This is a genomic window from Citrobacter sp. SX206, from assembly GCF_024181025.1.
Taxonomy (GTDB): Bacteria; Pseudomonadota; Gammaproteobacteria; order Enterobacterales; family Enterobacteriaceae; genus Citrobacter; species Citrobacter youngae.
In genome coordinates, this window is record NZ_CP049738.1 from 2,842,692 (window position 1) to 2,863,820 (window position 21,129).

The 21,129-nt window shown below is 48.8% G+C and carries 18 protein-coding genes; 1 reads left to right on the forward strand and 17 read right to left on the reverse strand.

Annotated features, from left to right (window positions below):
- From wcaJ to G8S19_RS14110, 14 genes are all read right to left on the reverse strand, one after another.
- On the reverse strand, window positions 1-1,395 hold the full coding sequence (gene wcaJ / locus G8S19_RS14045) for an undecaprenyl-phosphate glucose phosphotransferase (protein WP_253685414.1): 1,395 nt from the start codon (window positions 1,393-1,395) through the stop codon (window positions 1-3).
- Between the two features lie 295 nt (window positions 1,396-1,690).
- The gene (cpsB, locus tag G8S19_RS14050) at window positions 1,691-3,133 is read right to left on the reverse strand and encodes a mannose-1-phosphate guanyltransferase (protein WP_124021618.1); all 1,443 of its coding nucleotides are present in this window, start codon (window positions 3,131-3,133) and stop codon (window positions 1,691-1,693) included.
- Between the two features lie 3 nt (window positions 3,134-3,136).
- Window positions 3,137-4,360 (reverse strand): WcaI family glycosyltransferase, encoded by a 1,224-nt coding sequence (locus G8S19_RS14055; protein ID WP_253685416.1) that lies wholly within the window; start codon window positions 4,358-4,360, stop codon window positions 3,137-3,139.
- Window positions 4,357-4,836: a GDP-mannose mannosyl hydrolase gene (locus G8S19_RS14060; RefSeq protein ID WP_124021616.1), complete on the reverse strand. Its 480-nt coding sequence runs from the start codon at window positions 4,834-4,836 to the stop codon at window positions 4,357-4,359. The genes G8S19_RS14055 and G8S19_RS14060 overlap by 4 nt, the downstream gene beginning before the upstream one ends.
- Entirely contained in the window at window positions 4,836-5,804 is a 969-nt protein-coding gene (locus tag G8S19_RS14065) for a GDP-L-fucose synthase (RefSeq protein ID WP_253686638.1), read from the reverse strand. The genes G8S19_RS14060 and G8S19_RS14065 overlap by 1 nt, the downstream gene beginning before the upstream one ends.
- Before the next feature lie 5 nt (window positions 5,805-5,809).
- Window positions 5,810-6,931, reverse strand: coding sequence for a GDP-mannose 4,6-dehydratase (gmd, locus tag G8S19_RS14070; protein WP_124021615.1), 1,122 nt, complete (start codon window positions 6,929-6,931; stop codon window positions 5,810-5,812).
- A gap of 24 nt (window positions 6,932-6,955) precedes the next feature.
- The gene (gene wcaF, locus G8S19_RS14075) at window positions 6,956-7,510 is read right to left on the reverse strand and encodes a colanic acid biosynthesis acetyltransferase WcaF (protein ID WP_061067676.1); all 555 of its coding nucleotides are present in this window, start codon (window positions 7,508-7,510) and stop codon (window positions 6,956-6,958) included.
- Between the two features lie 9 nt (window positions 7,511-7,519).
- Window positions 7,520-8,266: a colanic acid biosynthesis glycosyltransferase WcaE gene (gene wcaE, locus G8S19_RS14080; protein WP_253685418.1), complete on the reverse strand. Its 747-nt coding sequence runs from the start codon at window positions 8,264-8,266 to the stop codon at window positions 7,520-7,522.
- 5 nt (window positions 8,267-8,271) lie between these two features.
- On the reverse strand, window positions 8,272-9,489 hold the full coding sequence (gene wcaD / locus G8S19_RS14085) for a colanic acid polymerase WcaD (RefSeq protein ID WP_061067675.1): 1,218 nt from the start codon (window positions 9,487-9,489) through the stop codon (window positions 8,272-8,274).
- Window positions 9,464-10,681 carry a colanic acid biosynthesis glycosyltransferase WcaC gene (gene wcaC / locus G8S19_RS14090; protein WP_048212042.1) on the reverse strand — a complete coding sequence of 406 codons (1,218 nt, stop codon included), beginning with the start codon at window positions 10,679-10,681 and terminating at the stop codon, window positions 9,464-9,466. The genes wcaD and wcaC overlap by 26 nt, the downstream gene beginning before the upstream one ends.
- Before the next feature lie 37 nt (window positions 10,682-10,718).
- Entirely contained in the window at window positions 10,719-11,561 is an 843-nt protein-coding gene (gene wcaA, locus G8S19_RS14095; protein WP_005128312.1) for a colanic acid biosynthesis glycosyltransferase WcaA, read from the reverse strand.
- Between the two features lie 76 nt (window positions 11,562-11,637).
- Complete coding sequence (gene wzc, locus G8S19_RS14100) at window positions 11,638-13,800, reverse strand: tyrosine-protein kinase Wzc (RefSeq protein WP_253685420.1); 2,163 nt, start codon at window positions 13,798-13,800, stop codon at window positions 11,638-11,640.
- Window positions 13,797-14,246: a low molecular weight protein-tyrosine-phosphatase Wzb gene (gene wzb / locus G8S19_RS14105; RefSeq protein ID WP_101741482.1), complete on the reverse strand. Its 450-nt coding sequence runs from the start codon at window positions 14,244-14,246 to the stop codon at window positions 13,797-13,799. Before wzb ends, wzc begins: the two co-directional genes overlap by 4 nt.
- Before the next feature lie 5 nt (window positions 14,247-14,251).
- The gene (locus G8S19_RS14110) at window positions 14,252-15,391 is read right to left on the reverse strand and encodes a polysaccharide export protein (RefSeq protein ID WP_048212045.1); all 1,140 of its coding nucleotides are present in this window, start codon (window positions 15,389-15,391) and stop codon (window positions 14,252-14,254) included.
- Window positions 15,392-16,047: 656 nt separating this feature from the next.
- Between G8S19_RS14110 and G8S19_RS14115 the strand changes: the two genes are divergently transcribed.
- A complete protein-coding gene (locus G8S19_RS14115) occupies window positions 16,048-17,631 on the forward strand; it encodes a TerC family protein (protein ID WP_048212046.1) in 1,584 nt (527 codons plus the stop codon).
- Window positions 17,632-17,675: 44 nt separating this feature from the next.
- Here the strand turns inward: G8S19_RS14115 and asmA are convergent, their stop codons facing one another.
- The 3 genes from asmA to udk form a co-directional block, all read right to left on the reverse strand.
- Window positions 17,676-19,529, reverse strand: coding sequence for an outer membrane assembly protein AsmA (asmA, locus tag G8S19_RS14120; protein WP_101741483.1), 1,854 nt, complete (start codon window positions 19,527-19,529; stop codon window positions 17,676-17,678).
- Between the two features lie 25 nt (window positions 19,530-19,554).
- Entirely contained in the window at window positions 19,555-20,136 is a 582-nt protein-coding gene (dcd, locus tag G8S19_RS14125; RefSeq protein WP_003036774.1) for a dCTP deaminase, read from the reverse strand.
- Between the two features lie 91 nt (window positions 20,137-20,227).
- Window positions 20,228-20,869 (reverse strand): uridine kinase, encoded by a 642-nt coding sequence (udk, locus tag G8S19_RS14130; RefSeq protein ID WP_005128328.1) that lies wholly within the window; start codon window positions 20,867-20,869, stop codon window positions 20,228-20,230.
- Window positions 20,870-21,129: the final 260 nt, after the last annotated feature.

Sequence of the window (21,129 nt, forward strand, 5' to 3'; positions counted from 1 at the left end):
TTAATATGCCGCTTTATTGACGAAGCCTTTAAACACCGTCAGAAAAACGATTTTAATATCGAACCACACGCTCCATTCGCGAATGTATTCGAGGTCAAACTCTACGCGTTTTTCCATTTTTTCCAGCGTATCGGTTTCACCACGCCAGCCGTTGATTTGCGCCCAGCCGGTAATGCCTGGCTTCACCTTATGGCGCAACATGTACCCTTCTATCAGCTGACGATACTGTTCGTTATGCGCCACCGCATGTGGACGCGGCCCGACAATAGACATCCCGCCTGTCAGCACATTTATAAACTGTGGTAATTCATCCAGAGACGTCCGCCGCAGGAAGTTACCCACGCGGGTCACTCGCGGATCGTTCTGCGTGGCCTGGGTAACCACCGTATCGTTTTCCATTACCTTCATGGAACGAAACTTCCAGACTTTGATCGGTTTCCCGTCCATCCCATAACGGGTCTGACGAAAAATTACCGGCCCCTTTGAGGTCAGCTTCACCACCAGCGCAATGGCGCATAGCACAGGAGAAATAAGCAGCAGGATTAGCGATGCCAGCACAATATCCTCCGTGCGCTTCAGCAGACGATTAATGCCTGAAAGCGGTGTGTCATACAGCGGTACCACAGGAACACCGTTCATTTCTTCAATCCGCGAGTGCAGAATATTGAAGGTAAAGACATCAGGAATCAGGAGCACTGAACAGGTAGTATCAGCCAGTTCGCGTACCAGTTTTTTTACCCGCGCCCCATCGCTCATCGACATAGCGATATAGACGTTATGAATGCGTGAAGCTTTGGCATCATCCACAAGTTGCTGCAGATTTCCCGCCCAATCCCGGGCGTTTTTCCCCGGTATGGGGTCGTGATAAACACCCGCGACCTCAAACCCCAACCACGGCTCATGGCGAAAGCTGTCCAGCAGCACCTGTCCGGCAGGAAGGTCCCCTGCTACCGCTACCCGACGCGTGTTATAACCACGATTTCGCAACCATCCCGCCCCGTAGCGAATAAACGCACGGCATAGCACCAGGCCAATACTTGAAAGCAGATACCATGCCAGCCATAGAGCAAACCGGTTATCAAAATCGTTATTAAAGGTAATCAGACCCGCGCAAAAAATCAGACTCAGCGTCCAGTTTTGCAGCAGCAGCACCAACTCAGTTGAAATTTTTACCCCGCGCCAGGAGCGGTAAAAATCCGTTATCCCGCCCAGCATCTGAAAAACGACCAGCGTGATTAACGCGACCAGCAGGTGCATATACAGGAAAGGCAAACCGCTCAGTTCGCAGACTATCCATAATCCACCAAACATGATGGTGATATCTGAAAAGCGTTGCACCATCGATATTAACGACGCATTGGTTTTGGCTCGTTCGCGCTTTTTTAGATGTGTCATCGTGGTTCCTGTTAGTCACCACTTGCCCTTATCGGGCAAGGGAAATACCAGCATTACTGATTTAGCAATGCCAGGAGAGTGCGCGTTCGCACGTTCAGGCGTACATCACCAACTGACCCGTAACAAATATCACAAGTAGTAACGCGGATTATTTGGCTCATGTTATCTCCTTCTTCAGGCAACAGTTAGCCCGGGCCTGATTGCCTAAATAAATAAGTAACAAAGTCCAGACTCTGTTATTTTTATTTCATAAAAGTTCGCAGAGAGTCAGTTAACAGAAATGAATAATAGATTTCTATATATGCTCATGATGTGTGCCAAATCTTACAATATCATCTTCTTCAAGGTAGACTCCGGAACGAACTTCAATCATCTCCAGCGGAACCTTTCCTGGGTTTTCAAGACAATGAATAGTACCCTGAGGAATATACACTGATTGATTTTCACTTAATAATTGGACCTCATCACAGATCGTGACCTTTGCCGTTCCCGCAACAATAATCCAGTGTTCAGCGCGATGATGGTGCATACGTAATGCAAAGCCCTGCCCGGGTTTCACGGTTATCCTTTTAACCTGATAACGATCACCTTCATCAATAGAATCATATTTTCCCCAGGGTCTAAAAACCTCACGGTGAATATGATGTTCCGAGCGACCATCCGCCTGAATTTGCGCAACGATTTTTTTTACATCTTGTACATCCGTTTTATTTGCGATTAATACTGCATCTTTAGTTTGGACGACAATCAGATCTTTTACGCCGACGGTTGCTACCAATCCCGACTCGGCGTAGACATAACTGTTCTCTGTATTATGGTCAATGACATCGCCATGATAAACATTGCCCTCGTCGTTACGATCGCTGATTTCCCAAAGTGATGACCATGACCCTACATCGCTCCAGCCAACGTTCATCGGCAGGACTACGGCATCCGTGGTTTTCTCCATCACGGCATAGTCGATCGATTCCTCTGGGCAAGCCTGGAAATCGTCCCGACTGACACGGATAAAATCATTGTCCAGTTCAGCGTTATCCATCGCTAACAAGCAGGCCTGTAGAATATCCGGGCGATATTTTTCAAGCTCTTCAAGATAGCGTCGGGCCTGGAATAAAAACATACCGCTATTCCAGTAATATTCACCAGCAGAAATATATTTTTCGGCTGTTTCAAGGTCAGGTTTTTCCACAAAAGCATCAACATTGAAAGCAACAGAATCAACTTGAATCTGGGTACTACTGACTTCACCGCGTCGAATATAACCGTACCCTGTTTCCGGTGCATCCGGGACGATACCAAATGTTACCAGCTTGCCATTTTCGGCTAACGGAATGGCTGAGGTCACTGCATCGTGGAAGAATTTATTTTCTTCGATAATATGATCAGCTGCCAGGACCAGCAACAACGGGTTATGATCGGAATTATTGTTACATGCTGCGATTGCTGCCAGCGCGATTGCTGGTGCGGTATTCCTGGCTTGTGGCTCAAGAATAATATTCCCCGTTAGCTTATCGATTTCTTGCAATTGTTCAGCAACAATAAATCGATGCTTTTCATTACATATTACCAGCGGTGGTGAACAATCCAATCCATCAAGGCGACAAATTGTCGATTGCAACATTGTATTTTTCCCATCCAGACACAAGAACTGCTTTGGATATAATGTTCTGGATAATGGCCACAAACGGCTACCGGACCCACCTGCAATAATTACCGGATGAATGTTATTCTGACTCATAAGTCAACCCTTCAAATGATTAATAAATTGATTTAAGACATTATCTTTTTCAAGTGCAGACTCTGCATAGGAACGTGCAATCATATTGTATTCAGGCATAGTGATTGCATCTGTAATTCCGGCCACAAGCATCTCAACTGATTCTGGCTCAATACAGATAGCAATACCGGGATGTTTCTGGCAAAGCTGCCCCAGTTCGGTGTGGATCTCTGCTGTAATCACGGAATTTCCCCCGACCGCCAATATGTTCGTTAACTTAGAAGGAAGAACCGCATCTGCAGCGCCACGTCTTTGGATGACTAAATGGCAATCTGCCAACCTTAATAACGCTGGCAACATTTCGTATGGTTGCAAGGGATAGAACTTAACATTCGTTAGGGCTCGTTCCTTGACCATTTGTTCCATCCTGGATTTCCCCCCTCCCTGACCCACAATAACGTATATCCATGGTTTATCCTGAGTCTGGCTTGCAGCCTCAACGATATTTTCAACGCCTTGTTTCTCACCAATATTGCCGGAATACAGAATAATTTTTTTATCGGTTGGCAAATCAAACTGCTGACGAATTTGCTCTATATCAGCACTATCCACCTTGCTAAATCTTTCCACTTCGGACCAGTTCGGGAAAAAGATAAGTTTTTCTGCAGCAACGCCTTTCTCCTGCGCTTTTTGCATCATAGAGCGGGAGATCGTGGAAACATTATCCACATTCAACAAACTGCTACGCTCAAATGCTTTGGCTATTCGCGCAATCATTGTGGAATTTCCGGTTGCCGCCAATCCCAGCCCCAACATCGCATCAACTTCATAATCCTGAATATGCAGCACGGTGCGAGAGCCAGACAGTTTTGCCAGCAAACGCATCCCTGGTGTACAGAATAGCGTGGGTACCACGCCGATAATGTATTCAGGCTTCCACCGATACTGAGCCAATAGGGGAAAAAGACTGCTCAGGGCAAAACTGCCCAAATGTAACAACCGCTTTAACGTTGAAGGTTGAGTTGGTACATATAATGGACAGCGCCAGACAGTGGTGATACCAACTTCCCGACGATAGCGCCAGGAAGAATAAGGTTCGCCGACTTGCCACTGCGGATAATAAGGGGGTGCCGTGACCACCCGAACCTCATGCCCCTGGCTCGCCATCCACTCCACCATCTCTCCCGTGTATTTACCAATTCCGGTCAATTCGGGAGAGTAATTGATGCCATAAACCAGAATTCTCATATCCCGGGCACCCGATCTTTCATCGCCGGGTAGAAATATGCCTGCGTATTCTTATGCACATTCCCATCGGCAATCAGCTCATCTGTTTTAGCCCAACGCCAGGTATCATGCTGTTTTGACGGCAACATTGATGTACTGGTATTAATCTTCAGTCGAAAACCCAGCACCACATAATGCGTTGAAAATGAAGAACCAGAAAAATTGTCCTCATAAAAGTGCTGCCAGACACCAAAAAACTGACCGTGTGTTATGGGAAACTGCTGACCTAATTCTTCTTCCGTTAAACGCATAAATGCTTGTTCCAGCGTTTCATCTTTTAATACTCTGCCGCCGGGCACAAACCAATATCCTTGAGCAGGCCTGTTAGTTCTTTTCCCAACTAAAAACTCCCCAAACTCATTCTCAATGATAAAATCCAGAGAGATCAGCGGCGTCGTGCGCACCGCATTAGCGAAGTCTTCATTATTGAGAAACATTACTCACCCCGATACCGCTGCTGATTATCAAGGAACCAGCGATAAGTATTAACCAACCCCTGTTCAAGTCCTATTTCATGATGCCAACCGAGTCTTCTCAGGCAACTGACATCGAGCAGTTTTCGTGGTGTCCCATCAGGTTTAGAAGCATCAAAAATAATATCACCGCGAAAACCAACAACTTTTGCAATGGCGTCGGATAGTTCACGAATAGTGCAATCTTCACCCGTGCCTACATTGACATGAGAAAGCATTGGCTCTGTATTTTCCTGCCAAACCTCATTGTCTAACTCCATCACATGGATGCTTGCTGCCGCCATATCATCGACATGCAAAAATTCACGCATGGGTTTTCCACTACCCCAAACCTCAACATACTTGTCATCCCGTTGGGTGGCTTCATGAAAACGACGCAATAGCGCAGGGATCACATGGGAATTATCTTTATGGAAATTGTCGTTAGGTCCATACAGGTTCGTCGGCATCACTGAACGGTAATCCCGGCGATGCTGCCGGTTATAGGACTCACACAGTTTTATTCCTGCAATTTTAGCGATGGCATAGGGCTCATTTGTCGGCTCCAGTGATCCCTGCAACAACTCGCTCTCTTTGATTGGTTGCTGCGCAAACTTAGGATAAATACATGATGAGCCTAAAAATAATAACTTCCCGACATTTGAATTATGAGCCGCATGAAGGATATTACTTTCCATCATCATGTTTTCATAAATGAAATCAGATGGATAATTATTATTAGCCATAATCCCGCCAACTTTTGCCGCGGCAAGATAAACCTGGTCAATATTTTCACTGGTAAAAAAATCATTAACCGCCGTTGTGTCTAATAAATTGAGCTGTTCACGGTTACGGATGATTAACTCGACATCTTCACGTTGTGCAAGTTGTCGGTAAATAGCAGAGCCCACCATTCCCCGATGTCCCGCAATATAAACACGTTTCTTCTTCATCATCATTAGCTCTCCAGTGCAATAACAACATCGTAACCATGGGACTTCAGCAGTGAATGTTTCTTCGCTGCTTCCAGATCGTGAGCAACCATTTCAGAAACCATCTGGCGCAATGTGATCTCCGGTTTCCAGCCCAGTTTTTCGTGTGCCTTTGTCGGATCGCCCAACAGCGTTTCAACCTCTGCAGGACGGAAATAGCGCGGGTCGACGGCGATCATCACATCCCCCGGTTTCACCCCTGGCGCATCATGCCCAGTCACCGAAACCACAATGCCTTTTTCATTCACGCCCTCACCTTCAAAGCGCAGCTTAATACCGAGTTGGGCAGCAGCCATTTCCACAAACTGACGGACGGAATACTGCACGCCAGTGGCGATCACGAAATCTTCCGGCTGTTCCTGCTGCAGCATCATCCACTGCATCCTGACGTAGTCTTTGGCATGTCCCCAGTCACGCAACGAATCCATATTGCCGAGGTACAGACAGGACTCCAGCCCCTGGGCGATGTTGGCAATTGCACGGGTAATTTTGCGTGTGACGAAGGTTTCGCCACGACGCGGAGATTCATGGTTAAACAGAATGCCGTTACAGGCATATATGCCATAAGATTCACGGTAATTGACGGTGATCCAGTAGGCATACAGTTTGGCGACAGCATAGGGCGATCGCGGATAGAACGGCGTCGTTTCTTTCTGTGGGATCTCCTGAACCAGACCGTACAGTTCAGAGGTGGAGGCCTGATAGAAACGGGTTTTCTTTTCCAGACCCAGGAAGCGAATCGCTTCCAGCAAACGCAGCGTGCCGATCCCATCAACATCAGCAGTATATTCTGGCGAATCAAACGACACCGCCACGTGGCTCATTGCGCCCAGGTTATAGACTTCATCCGGCTGAATCTCTTTCAAAATGCGGGTCAGATTAGAGGAGTCCGTCAAATCACCATAATGCAGATGGAATTTGGGATTACCCGCATGTGGATCCTGGTAAATATGGTCTACCCGTTCGGTATTAAATGACGAGGCCCGGCGCTTAATACCATGAACTTCATAACCTTTTTCCAGCAGAAACTCTGCCAGGTAAGAACCATCCTGCCCGGTTACGCCAGTAATGAGAGCAACTTTTGACATGTTATTACCTCTTAAAATTTCCCTTCAGGGAGTAACGTTCTCGACGCGTTTACGCGTAACTACTGCGGGGTTACCCCGACATATGGCATTGGCCGGCAACGATTTAAAAACGCTGCTACGTGCACCCACGACGGTGCCGTCGCCTATCGTCACGCCAGGCGCGACAAAAACATCTGTCGCCAGCCAGCATTTCTCGCCAATCACAATTGGCGTGGCACTAATATCAAAGTGTTGGCTGGCATAATCATGACTTCCGGTGCATAAATAGCTTTTCTGCGAAATAACCGTATGAGCCCCAATCGTAATATTACCCAGCGTATATAAAACCGCGTCATCCCCTACCCAGGCGTAATCACCCAGTGTTAATTTCCACGGATAAGTAATTTTTACTGAAGGCCGAATAACTACGTTTTTTCCTATTTTTGCGCCAAATATCCTTAATAAAAAAACACGCCAGCGGTACATCACCTGTGGTGACCAGTGAAATAATGTTGCTTGTACCGCCCACCATAATTGCACTTTAATTGCACCACCGCCGCGAAAACCTTTCGGCACCGCGAAGCCGTTTAAATCCTGCATAGTGTGACCTTACGTTTTACCATATAAGTGTTTTGTCTTACCGGTTGTACGCAGACGTATGTATTCAGAAAATTCAGCCCAAAAACCGGGCATACGCAATATTTGACGTTGGACTCTTTTGGCATCCCGACACAATTCCAGATTATTCGTAGTCGATACGCCGCCCATGGAAAACTCCGACACTAAACCAGTCAGTTTTTTAAACGCGAACCCGGACTTGTATAATTTTGCTGCCAGCGCATAATCCGATGATATTTTATATTGCAAATCATAATGCCAGGTTTGCAGCCCCGTCAGCGGAAAAAATATTGCCTGATGACTGGCTGGCAAACTGTGGTAGATATACCAACCCGGTTTAGCCCGGCGCGTCATTTTTTTACCATTACCAAAATCCAGGAAAGCATCGCCAATCACCATCGCTTTATCACTCTGCGTTTTTAACTGGCGGATAAAATGTGCAGAATCGGCATGCAGAATATCTCCAGAGTTGAGAAAGAGTGCAAAGCGCCCGCGCGCCATAGCGATACCTTTGTTCATTGCATCGTAGAGACCGTTATCAGGCTCGCTGACAAAACGTAACTGGTGCTCTCCATTGAGATTTTCCAGGAACGCCGGAGTACCGTCTGTTGACCCCCCATCGATAACAATCCACTCAAAGTTGATATCGCTCGCCTGCGCAAGATGCGCCAGTGACGCATGGGTTTTGACGATCCCGTCCAGATTGCGAAAAGCGACGGTGATAATACTCAGCAGCATGTAAATTACCTCGCGATATTCAGCGCCTTGCGCAAAATAAACGGACATACAATTAAAAACGCATATTCCGGACTAAATACTGAACCGGTGAAAAACAGCGACAACGGTGTAAAAAGATAAAGCTGCACCCGATAATTCTGATTATCACCAAACGCATTCATCATCATTTTCGTTACTTTTCCCATGTACCACAGGGATAATATTACGGCGAACCACGAAAAATAGATAATTAACAAATACAAACCATTGTCTATCGTTTTACCTACATCTGCACCGTTAAAGATTCCGAATGATGCAACATATTCATAAAGTGAGCCAAATCTCACTACACCATCGACATTCAGTAATGAATAGCCAACCATGACCAACGGTCCTACTATGCGATAATAAGATGAAGAGCCTTCAGTACCTAAATCACCAAGACGCGTCGTGATGTAGGGGAAGGCAAATATCACGCCCACCATAAACACACTCAGCGAAATAATTGCCAAGGGTAACTTCTTTTTTATCGCATCCTTATTCAGATACTGAAACGCCCACTCCAGCAGGTAAAACAAAATAAATGTCATCACCCCTGAAAACGATCCTGACAATATCACCCCTGCCAGAATCATAGCATCGGTCTTGGGCGTTTTGATACCAAACTGTTTGATGCTGAGCCAAATTGAGATTAACGCCAGAGCGAAAAATGCAGGCTCAAAATAGAGTGCGGTGGTACGCTTCCCACCAAATTTAATAAAGTTCAGCACATAGCTATTGCTGTAAATAAGATATTTCGAAATAGCTTCCATTATACTGCTGCCACCGCTGAGAATGATCTGTGCCATTTCAATGGCAGCCACACCGACCACTAACCCCACCACCAGCCAGAATAAACGCAAAATTTTAGGATAGTTATGTGGCGAAATGGTTTTAAAGCGAATACTCCACACCATGCCAATAATGATCACGGTATAGATAAACAACATGGCAGATGTTACATACTTGCTGGCATCCAGCGATTGGCCAAACAGGTAGTTAAACACCGCCAGCCCCCCACCCACTCCCAACGCAATCAACAGCTTTTTAATATTGATACGGTCAACAAACAGCAGTAGCAACAGTGGTAAGAAAGTGACAACGGTGACAGGGAAACTTTCACCCAGTTGCGCAAGCTTGACGTTAACCAGCAGATAAAGCAGCGGCAACACCAGATAGCTACAGACCCTGATAGTACGAGACATATTCCTCCAGCATCTGTTGTCCGCTGTATGCTGTCCGGCTCTGCTGGCTAAAGGTAGCCAGCGAGGTGTCAAATACCGCCTGTGCAATTTCTGATTTTTTCAGTTGTACCAGATGCAGAACATCCGCTTCACTGAATGTTTTGCCGCCTGATTTTGCCAGCACTTCCTGTGCCGCCTCACTGTGCGTGGCGATAACCGGTACACCGATAGAAAGCGCTTCGCACAAGATTAGCGGATAGTTATCAACCCGCGAACTGAACACCAGCCCATCCATCTGATTTAGCGCCCCCATCAAGGTTCGTTTGTCACTTTCAAACCCATGGTTGATGACGTTTGCTCCGGCAAACGGGGAAAACTTACCGAAGGTATGCAGCTCTATTTTGTCACCGAGCGCGATAAGCGCCTGGACCAGTTGCTGGCTTGTTTTGCCGTCATAGCGCAAATCATGGGCCACCACGGCAATTTTCGGTCTGCCCAGCGGCTCATGCTGAACCGGCAAGTCAGCAAGAATCGCTTCCGTCGCCACATCGATACCGTTATTGATGATGTGACAACACCCGGCACCGTACAGGCTGTTAAATGCTTCCGCCACATGTTGACTGGGCGAGATAAACTGGCAGCCAAGCGCCAGCATCGTACGAAACATTTGACGTTTCCCGGGCAGCTGCTGATGCGCTTTATCAACGTTAACCGGGGGATAGTTGCTTAACGTTGGACATTTCTGGCAGCCCGTTTTCCAGCCTTCGCAGCCATCGGTAAAGGCGCAGCGTCCGGTAACACTCCAGTGATCGTGCAGCGTCCACACAAAGGTGATATCGGGCTTATGTGCCTTCACCTTTTGGCAAAACGCCACTACCTCTTCGAGGTTCAGCCAGTAACTGTGCAGCACATGGAAATGCAGAACCAGCGGGCCCGCGGTGCGGATGATTGTGCGATACATACTGTCGAGGTTGCCAAACAGATCGCGATTTGCGAGGCGAAACAGGGCAATATTCGCCGCCGACGTCAAACGCGGCGCATGTTTAATCACGTGCGGATAATTTCCGTGACTGGCGCTTCTCTTGCCTCCTTTGCCATAACCGTATACAAACCGCGACACCCACCCTTTTTCCAGCGCGCGCAGGTGTAAATCCAGCGCGACCCCGGCCGCCCCGCCTTCGGCAAGCCGAACATTAAATTGCAGAATATTCATTGCATTACCTTTGCTCTCACATGTTGACTCAGCATACTTAACGTCCTCGCAGACCGTCAGCCAGGCGTTTGCCGTTACGGATGGAAAGCAACGTCAGCAATGTGCGCCAGTTCATCCGCTTGTTACGGATCTGATAAAGAGTAAACAGCTGATATTTTTTACTCGCCCGGTCAAATTTACCTTTGTGTTTGCGATAGAACTGGAAGTAACCGGAGAACTTATGTGGGGATGAGGTAATACGCATCTCGCCGTGATTCACATGCAGGATCTGCGTCGCCTCTTTCACCTTCCAGGGTTTACCGTAGGCCACGACCATGCGCAGAAAAATGTCGTAATCCTGCGCGGCTTTTAACGTCGTATCAAACAGGCATGCTTTGAAACGCCAGGCCCAGCTAAAGACCTGATTACCAATGATATTGCGTTTATAAAATCGGCGACGTGAGTACATCGATTTTGGATACAGCGGCAGACTGGCTGGCTGTGAATAAACCTCACCTTCACAGACATAATCATCAGCGTATAGAAAAGCATGCGTTACCAGTTGATGACGAGACTGAAGGAATGAGCTCAGGCGATTCGGCGTCCACTCATCGTCATCATCAATCCCCGTAATGTACTGCCCACTGGCCTGCATGATGGCCTGATTGCGTACTGCGCACGCGCCGGAGTTCATCTCGTTATGCGTATAGCTCACGCGTGGATCGTTTAACGCCTCAACAAACTGTTGCAGCTGCTCATACTCGGCAGAGCAATCATCGACAATGATCATTTCCCAGTGACTATAGTCCTGGCGCAGCACCGATTTAATCGCCCGGATAGCCAACTGCTGGCGGTTCCAGGTGGGCATATAAATAGAAATTAGCGGGTTGTCTGTCGTCATTTTTTGTCCCAGATAAAGTTGCCAGATGGCGCTACGCTTATCAGGCCTACATTCGATATGCGTTGCTGTTAGTTATCTATTTCGAATCCGACGTGTATTCGTATTCGTAGTAACCGTAATCCTGATACCCGCTGGCGCGCCGGAAAATGGAGTTGAGGATCACCCCTTTCACCTGAATTCCGTTTTGCCCGAAACGACTCAGACTGGTTTCCACCTCTTTCAGCGTATTGACCGCGTAACGCGCCACCATCAGCGTGGTTCCGACGTGGCGACCAACGATAGCCGCATCGGTCACGGCCAGTATTGGCGGCGTATCGATCAGCACCAGGTCATAGTTCGCACTGGCCCAGGTCATCAACTCGCCAAAGCGCTCGCTCATCAGCAGTTCTGAAGGATTAGGGGGAACCTGCCCGCGAGGGACCAGGTCAAAATGTGCAATTGAAGTTGGTTTTGCGCAGGAGGGAATGTCACCCTTGCCGCTAAGGATCTCAGACAGACCGTTGACGTTATTGGTCCCGAGCAGCTCATGGGTATAGCCTTTACGCATATCACAGTCGATCAGCAGTACGCGCTTGTCGGTCTGACTGATAACCGCAGCCAGGTTGGCACAGACAAATGTTTTGCCGATCGACGGGCTGACCCCGGTAAGCATCAGCACATTATTACGTGATTGCATCATGGCGAAGTGCAGGCTGGTACGCAGGCTGCGCACCGCTTCTATCGCGAGATCGGTCGGATTCCCCACAGCCAGTAACTGACTTTGCTTGTAGCGTTTCACACCTTTGATGGTCTGAACGTTATCACGCGCTTTTTGCCATTCTGACAGGGGAATGCTGGCATACACGCTGATGCCGTGCTCTTCAAGCACCTGCGGGCTTTCAATACCGCGATTGAACAGCGACCGTAGCAGCACGCCAACCACTGAAAGCATCAAACCAAGTAGGATACTGCCGAGAATAATCAGCGCCGTTTTCGGTTTCAGGACACCCGGCTGGGCAATGGCAGGATCGACAATGCGCACATCGCCAACCGTACTGGCTTCCGTGATCTTCAGTTCCTGCTGTTTATTCAACAGTTGCATATAGACCTGCTGGCCGGACTCCACGTCACGCGTCAGGCGGACAATTTCCTGCTGCGTTTTCGGCATCGCCGTCACGCGCCCGTTAAGCTTGTTTTTTTCATCTTCCAGCGCCTGGCGTTTTTCCAGCAACGTGCGATACGCCGGGTGCGCTTTGGTGAACAGTTTGGAGATTTCAGCTTCTTTAAAGGTCAGTTCATTTAACTGAGCATCAATATTTACCATCGAATCCAGCACCGCTTTGGCCTCCAGCGGTAAATCGACGGAGTCTTTATCCTGACGAAATGCATTCAGTTTGTTTTCAGCAACGTCCAGACGGTTGCGCACCTCCGGTAATTGTTTTGCCAGAAACGCCAGGCTTTTAGCGGCCTCTTCAGATTTACGCTCCACGTTTTGTTGCAGATAGTTGCGGGTAATACTGTCAAGGATCTGGCGGATTTGTTCACGATCTTCCCCCGTGAAGGTCAGACTCAACACCCCGGTATCTTTACCTGTTTCCGTCACCATCAGGTTATTTTGCAGATTGTTGATCGTGCCAAGCGTGGAGAACTTACTGACGGTAAATTCGCTACCCGGACTGGCATGAATCGCCTCAACCAGCATCGTTACACCGTCATGGTTCAGTAACTGCCCAACCTGGCCACGAGCGCTAAAGCCGCCGTCACTCACCAGTTGATAACTTTTGTCGTTCAGTACGATCAACGTGAAGGTCTGTTCATTCATTGACGTTGGCAAGGCGAAAGTCGTTACATTGACCGTTTCATTCTGGCGGCCCATCAGACGGTCCCAGCCGGCACCAAAAAGAGGAAATGAATCTTTAGTGACGGAAATATCCAGATTAAGATCGTCTACCGTTTTGCCCAATACCCGCCGTGACTGAATAAGCTGAATTTCCGCTTCAGAAGCAGGTGGCTTGTTGGATAACGCCGAGCCAATATCCTGAACTAACGAGCTGCCGGTGTTTTGCTCTATTTGTACCAGCGCATCGGCACTGTAGATCGGCGTGGCAAACAGGGTGTAGAGCGCCGCACATAGCGCAAATGCAGCGGTTATGCCCAGTACCCACCAGCGTGCTTCGACTACGGTCCCCACCAGACGTCCGATATCGATTTCATCGCTGCCTGTTGCCGACGTGGCAGACTGTTTTTCTTTTTCTGTCATTGTTTTCCCTGCTCCGCATTCAGTGCCTGGGCCCATTGCTGGGCAGACCGCTCAAGTAGTGCATACACCGCATCAAACGCATCACGGCTTTTACGATACGGGTCAGGTATTTCGCGTTCGCTGTCCCAATGGCCAAACAGCATTACTTTGCCGCGCATCTCCGGCACCATTTCACACAACGCCGTAATATGGCGTTTTTCCATGGTCAGGATCAGGTCATACTCCCGACACATCCGTCCCGAGATTTGCCGTGCACAATGATTTTCCAGCGACAAGTTATGTGCCTGCGCCACACTGATAGCGCACGGATCGGCGCCCTTGCCTACCAGCGCGCCGAGACCAGCGGAAGACACCGTCAACGCCGGATGAAATTGCCTTAACAAGCGCTCTGCCGTCGGAGAACGGCAAATGTTCCCCACACAGACAACTAAGATTTTGTTAAACATGGCGATTACCAGTTGTGAAGGTCGCTGGCCGTATCCGTCATATAACGAACACCGCTAATGGTCGGCAGCAACTGATTGATCAAACGGTTCCAGCGAGCAACCGGCGCGGTCGTGACATACACCACATCGTAAGGCTGGAGTCGGAAAGAGGTCGCCATCACCAACGATGTCGCGTCAGACATATCAAGCTGGTAGATATTGGCTATCTTGCCGTTATGTCCACCCTCGCCTTTTAATGGACGAATAACAAAGATGCCACTGGCATTGGAGGTGGTCAGGTCGATGCCCTCCGCATTACCCAGCGCTTCGGTGAGTGTCATACCGCTGAAGTCCATCTTGAGGGTGCTCTGTTTTTTCACCTCACCCATCACGAATACTTTCAGGTCGTCATTTCGTGGGACAAACAGAATATCGCCAGGATAGAGCAGACGGTTCTGGCTCAGATCGCCATTTTGCATTAGCGCTTGCAGTGAAATGCGTTGCTCCTGCCCTTTGTGAGTCAGCACAACGTTGCGCCAGTCGGCCGCTTCTGTGAGGCCGCCTGCGGCATTAATAGCATCAAGGATAGTAAGAGGTACGTTGGTGATGGCCTGCTGACCGGATTTATTCACCTGCCCGGAGACATATGCCTTTTGCGAGCGGAATGCGGCGATATTAACGTCCACCTGCGGGTCTGCGATGTACTTCGCTAAGCGCCCGGTAATATCACTACGAATTTCTGCCAACGTTTTTCCCACCACGCTAACTTTGCCAATGTAGGGATAAAACATGGTGCCATCAGGTTGCACCCAGTTGCCGGTGTCGCTGGAGCTACGATACTGTCCCGCAGGCGTGGTGAGTTCGGGATGATCCCAGACGGTGACATTCAGGACATCGCCGGGTCCGACCCGGTACTGATACCCGGAGATCTCCTGATCCAGCGACATATTAGGTTGAGCAACATTCGGTCGCGGACGCAATTGTTCAACCAGTCGAGGGGTAAGCGGATAAACATTCACCATCCGGTTGATATCAAAATCGGCATCCTGCTGCTTAATCACATCTTTGCCCATGGTAGACATATTGCTGCCCGGAAACACGGTACAACCGTTGATCAATATTACCGACACCAATACTGGCATCAATTTAAGTTTGGATTTCATCATTGATTATTTATCACTTTGGCAGAGTCATTATCACGTGCGTTTTAAATAGCGATTACGCCTGTTTGCATTCACCTTGCCGTTAATTGAATAGAAATTTAACTGGCATCAGTCCTAAAAAAAATGAATCCATCTGCAGTCTCTTGACAGAATAATTTAGGTTTATCATCAGGCGACCAGGCACGCTACCGCCCCTGGCTTTATTGGCTACCAATGCACTGATTAATTTATATTTTTACCATCCTCGCTGTTGTCATCATATTCATAGCGCCTGCCCATCAGTAATAGCATGGTGCGATACTGGCAACATATTTCTCTTTTGATTATTACGGGAAGAATTGTTGCAGCTAACCGAATAGCAGGCAAGATAACAAGCCCTGAAACGTAGCCTTTTAAGATTAATATTAAGCATAAGGCATGTATATTTTTAGGATTTTATTGATGTTGACAATGTTAATATATAAATATCCAGTCTGCGATATTTCCTAAATATAACTGCATAAATAAAGCCATTTCTTGCAGTTACCTTCCGACTATTCTCTCGCCTCTGTCCTGATATAAAGGGCAGAGAAATCCCTTCTCGCCATTGCATTTTTCGTCGGTTTTACCCATGATCGAATTGTGACAATTGTCATATAACTATGGGTATAGCATTTACTATGGAATGGATTGCCGATCCGTCAATCTGGGCCGGACTCGTCACGCTAATCGTGATAGAACTCGTTCTTGGCATTGATAATCTTGTTTTTATTGCCATCCTCGCGGAGAAACTCCCGCCATCTCAGCGGGATAAGGCGCGTATTACCGGGCTACTATTGGCAATGGTTATGCGCCTGCTGCTGCTGGCGTCAATATCATGGCTGGTGACGCTGACCACACCTCTGTTCAGCATTCGGGACTTCAGCTTCAGTGCCCGTGACCTGATCATGCTATTTGGCGGTTTCTTCCTGCTATTCAAAGCGACGATGGAGCTTAACGAAAGGCTGGAAGGGAAAGACAGCGACAATCCCACCCAACGTCGGGGTGCGAAATTTTGGGGCGTGGTCGCGCAAATTGTGGTACTTGATGCCATTTTCTCACTGGACTCGGTGATCACCGCTGTTGGTATGGTTGATCATCTGGCGGTCATGATGGCGGCGGTGATCATTGCCATCAGCCTGATGATGCTGGCCAGTAAATCGTTGACCCGCTTTGTTAACAGCCACCCAACTATTGTTATTCTGTGCCTGAGCTTCCTGTTGATGATTGGTTTCAGCCTGGTCGCGGAAGGCTTTGGTTTTCGCATACCGAAAGGCTATCTGTACGCGGCTATCGGCTTCTCGGTCATGATAGAAGCCCTGAACCAGTTGGCTATTTTTAACCGTCGTCGCTTCCTGTCGGCTAACCACACGTTACGCCAGCGTACCGCCGAGGCGGTGATGCGTCTGATAAGCGGTCAAAAAGAAGATGCCGAGCTGGATGCCGAAACTGCCGCTATGTTGGCGGATCATCATGAAGGCCAGATTTTTGCACCACAAGAACGGCGGATGATTGAGCGCGTACTGAACCTTAATCAGCGAACCGTCAGCAGTATCATGACGTCACGCCATGATATCGAGCATATTGATCTCAATGCTCCGGAAGCAGAAATTCGCACACTACTGGAGAAAAACCAGCATACGCGCCTGGTCGTAACCGGAGAAGATGAACAGGAAGAACTGCTCGGTGTGGTGCATGTAATTGACCTTCTGCAACAGTCGCTGCGTGGCGAACCGCTCGATTTGCGCGTCTTACTTCGCCAGCCGTTGGTATTCCCGGAAACCCTGCCGCTTCTTCCTGCGCTGGAGCAGTTCCGTAATGCCCGTACACACTTCGCTTTTGTGGCTGATGAGTTTGGTTCGGTGGAAGGAATTGTGACGCTCAGCGACGTGATGGAAACCATCGCGGGTAACTTGCCAAATGAAGTCGAAGAGATCGACGCTCGTCATGATATTCAGAAAAATGCCGATGGGTCGTGGACGGCAAACGGCCATATGCCGCTTGAAGACCTGGTGCAGTATGTCCCGATCCCATTAGATGAGAAACGTGAGTACCACACCATTGCCGGGCTGTTAATGGAGTATCTGCAGCGCATCCCGAAAACCGGAGAGGAAGTACAGGTTGGCGACTATTTGCTGAAAACCTTGCAAGTAGAAAACCATCGAGTGCAGAAAGTCCAGTTGATACCACTGCGCAGTGAAGAAGAGATGGATTACGAGGTATAAGCGACATGCCGGATGGGGCTGAAGCCGCCATCCGGCACCAGGGTTCAAAGTTTATCCAGCAGCTTTTTAACGTCTTTGCCGTTGCGAGAGTCTTTGTTGCGATCGGCCCAGTCGTTCAATCGGCGTTTCGCTTCATCCTGCATATGCTTACGCAAGAGTTGGTCCACCTGCAGGTTATAGTTCAACGACTGCCACTTACCATAGACCCTGAGCGGAACTGGGGTCGCTTTGAGGAAATCGATCAATTTACTTTCCCCATTCCATCCGCCCAGCACGCGCACGTTAAACTGAGTATCACAATTTTGCTCAACCAGATCTAACGTGCCCTTACCCGAAAGCGCCAACATGGCAGACTGCCCTTCCATGTTATCCAGCGTAACCTTGCCGTTATCCAGCGTCAGATCGGTCACAAAGCGATCCAGCCGCGTCGCATTATCCAAATCCTGTTGTGAGCCTGCATTACCGCCGCTACGTTCAACCGCCTGTTGCACTAGTTGCTGGAAGTTCATGCCTTCCATACGCGTGCCGCTCATCTCAACATTGGCCTGTCCTTGCCAGCTGTGGCGAAATGCCTGCGCATCAATGTCAGAGCCCGAAAAATCGCCAGCCAGTGACAGCTTACCAGTAAGGGCTATCGGATAGTCAAAAGCTTTCAGGATAGTGCCGATTTCTACGCCTTCCAGCCGTGGGTGAAAGACTGCCCGTGGTGGGCCTTTTCTGGCATCCAGCGAACCTGGAAGTGAGATCAATCCACCGTCACTTTTCCCCTGCAACTCATTGATATTCAACAAGCCAGCCTGGTTGACGATTTTTGCAGAAACATGATCAAATGCCATTTTCCGCCAGAGAACTTTATCCGCCTGTAGTGCAATGTTGGCGGAAAATCCTTGCAGCCCCTGATAAGAGACGGCATCAACCTGCGAGGAAATGACTGGTCGCGCCAGCGTCGACTGGCTCTGACTCTGCTGTGCCCCGGTATCTGTCGCCGCCAGAGCATCATGCTGTACAATCAGATTATCCAGATTGAGCTGGCCGAATTTCAGATTGACGTCCCATGCGGGTTTCTCCGCCAGCGTCACCTGAGCTTGCCCGGCGAGTGAACTGTCATTAGCAGTTAAGTTAATCTGCGTAAAGTTGAGCTGTTTTTTCTCTTCCTGCCACCGAGCCTGAAGCTGACCCTGGCCGCGGATCCCCTGCGGCGGCAAGTCAGCGCCCTGTAACTGCCAGCTCAGCTGCTCAATATTGGCGACTAAATCATGTGGATAGTCAGACGCATCGACAGCGCCACTGATGGACAACGTCAGGTCGCGCTGGTCACGGTTAACGCGGCCGGTGAAATCGAACGTTCCACGATGCTGGGCATCCTGTTCCATATTCAGGTGAATATCACGAACCGTTATCTGTTCATCGTCTTCATGCTGGAATACCAGAACGCTGTCAGCCACGCGCAGGCGAGCGATATCAAACGACCATCCACGATCCTCTGCCAGATCCGGCAGTGTATTATCTTTTGGCGCAACAGGGGCATCGACTCCGCGCACAGCCTCGGTTTCAGGTATGAGTTGAATCACCGCGCCTTTGAGCATGACTTGCTTTACGCTGAGTTGGTGACTCAACAACGGCCACAAGGCGACGTCCAGACGCATATTGTCGGCACGAACCAGCGGTTCGCTGGCACCTTCGGCCGTTAGCATCATGCGCCCGGAGAGAATGCTCAACTGGGGCCATACGTGCCAGCGCAGAGGACCATCCAACTGCAGTTGATATCCGCTACGCGCCGCAACTTGCTTCACCATGTATGCGCGGAAATCATTCGGATTAACCAACAATACTAACGCAGAGAAACCGGCCACCAGCACGACCAGAATAATCATCAGCGTCGTCAGAAATCGTCTCATGCTATCCCCAATGGACTGAAAACACTCAGTCTTTATCGATCCGGCTGGCTACCGCGCCCTGCTGATCGCGATACTTCGCATCCTGGCGACGGTTGTAAGGTCGCGCTGCCGGGCCGGAAAGCGGTTCGAAGCTCAGTGCCCCTATCGGCATACCGGGGCGCAGAGCCAACGGTAATTTTCCTGAGTTGTAAAATTCCAGGACGATGCACCCCGACCAGCCCGGATCAATACGGTGTGCCGTAACGTGTACCATCAGGCCCAGACGTGCCAGCGAAGAACGGCCGTCTAACCAGCCAACAAGGTCGGAAGGCAGCGTAACGGATTCGAAAGTTACCGCCAGCGCTAATTCACCCGGATGCAGGAAAAACGCCTCACCGTCTTTGAGGACAATTTCATCACTCATTACGCGGTCAAGCGCAGCACTGACCTCATCCTTCGGTCCGCTCAAATCGATATACGCCGCCGTATGACCGCGGAACGTACGAAATTTGTTACCAAGACGCACATCTACCGTTGCGCCATTGATACGCTCGACAGGAGGACGTGGATTGATCGACAGACGACCTTCATCCAACCAGGCTTCAATATCTCGGTCACATAAACGCATGGCACTTTCTCCTTTCGTGCTTCAAACCCTTAATGCCAGGCGCGTTAAGGGTGAACCAGGTTATCACTGAACGGTACACAATTCGCTGAACTTATTCAAAGAACTGACTGATTTTCGCCTTCAGAATATCGATAGCAATGCGGTTTTTACCCCCGCGAGGCACGATGATATCGGCGTATTGTTTTGAAGGCTCAATAAATTGCAGGAACATCGGACGTACGGTTTTTTGGTATTGCGCCATCACCGAATCCATTGAACGACCACGTTCATTCACATCCCGCTTGATACGGCGCATCAGGCAAATATCCAACGGCGTATCAACAAAAATAGAGAAGTTCATTTCATCACGCAAACGCGCATCCGTCAGCAACAAAATGCCTTCCAGAATAATGACTTTCTTGGGTTCAATATGAATAGTTTCTTGTGTGCGCGTGTGTTCAACATAGCTATAAACGGGCAATTCAATGGCGGAACCACGTTTAAGTGTTTGCAGATGCTGAAACAGCAAACTGTGATCCATCGCGTTCGGATGGTCGTAGTTCGTTTTTACGCGTTCTTCCATCGACAGATGGCTTTGATCCTTGTAATAGCTGTCTTCGGGAATAACGCCAATATGTTCGTCACCGACTTGTTCACGCAATTCGCGATAAAGGGTACTGGCAATAAGACTCTTGCCGGAAGCCGATGCGCCGGCAATGCCGATAATGACGCACTGATGGGACTGATCAGTCATAAATTTAGCGACCTGATTAACCTGGATGTAAGGAAGGGCGGCGTCGAAACGCCAAACGCGGCAATTATAGGGATTTCAGCAGCGCGATGCCAGCCCAGGCTGCACCAATGCTTTCCCTGTCGCAAATTAAAACGGTTAATTTTAAAGCAGGCTCAAATTTTATTCACCCGCCTTAGGAATTAATGGCTTGGGCGTGTTAATTTATGAGCAACTGGCGTATAAATTGTAAATTATTTGTACTAGCATAAACGAAGATTAAA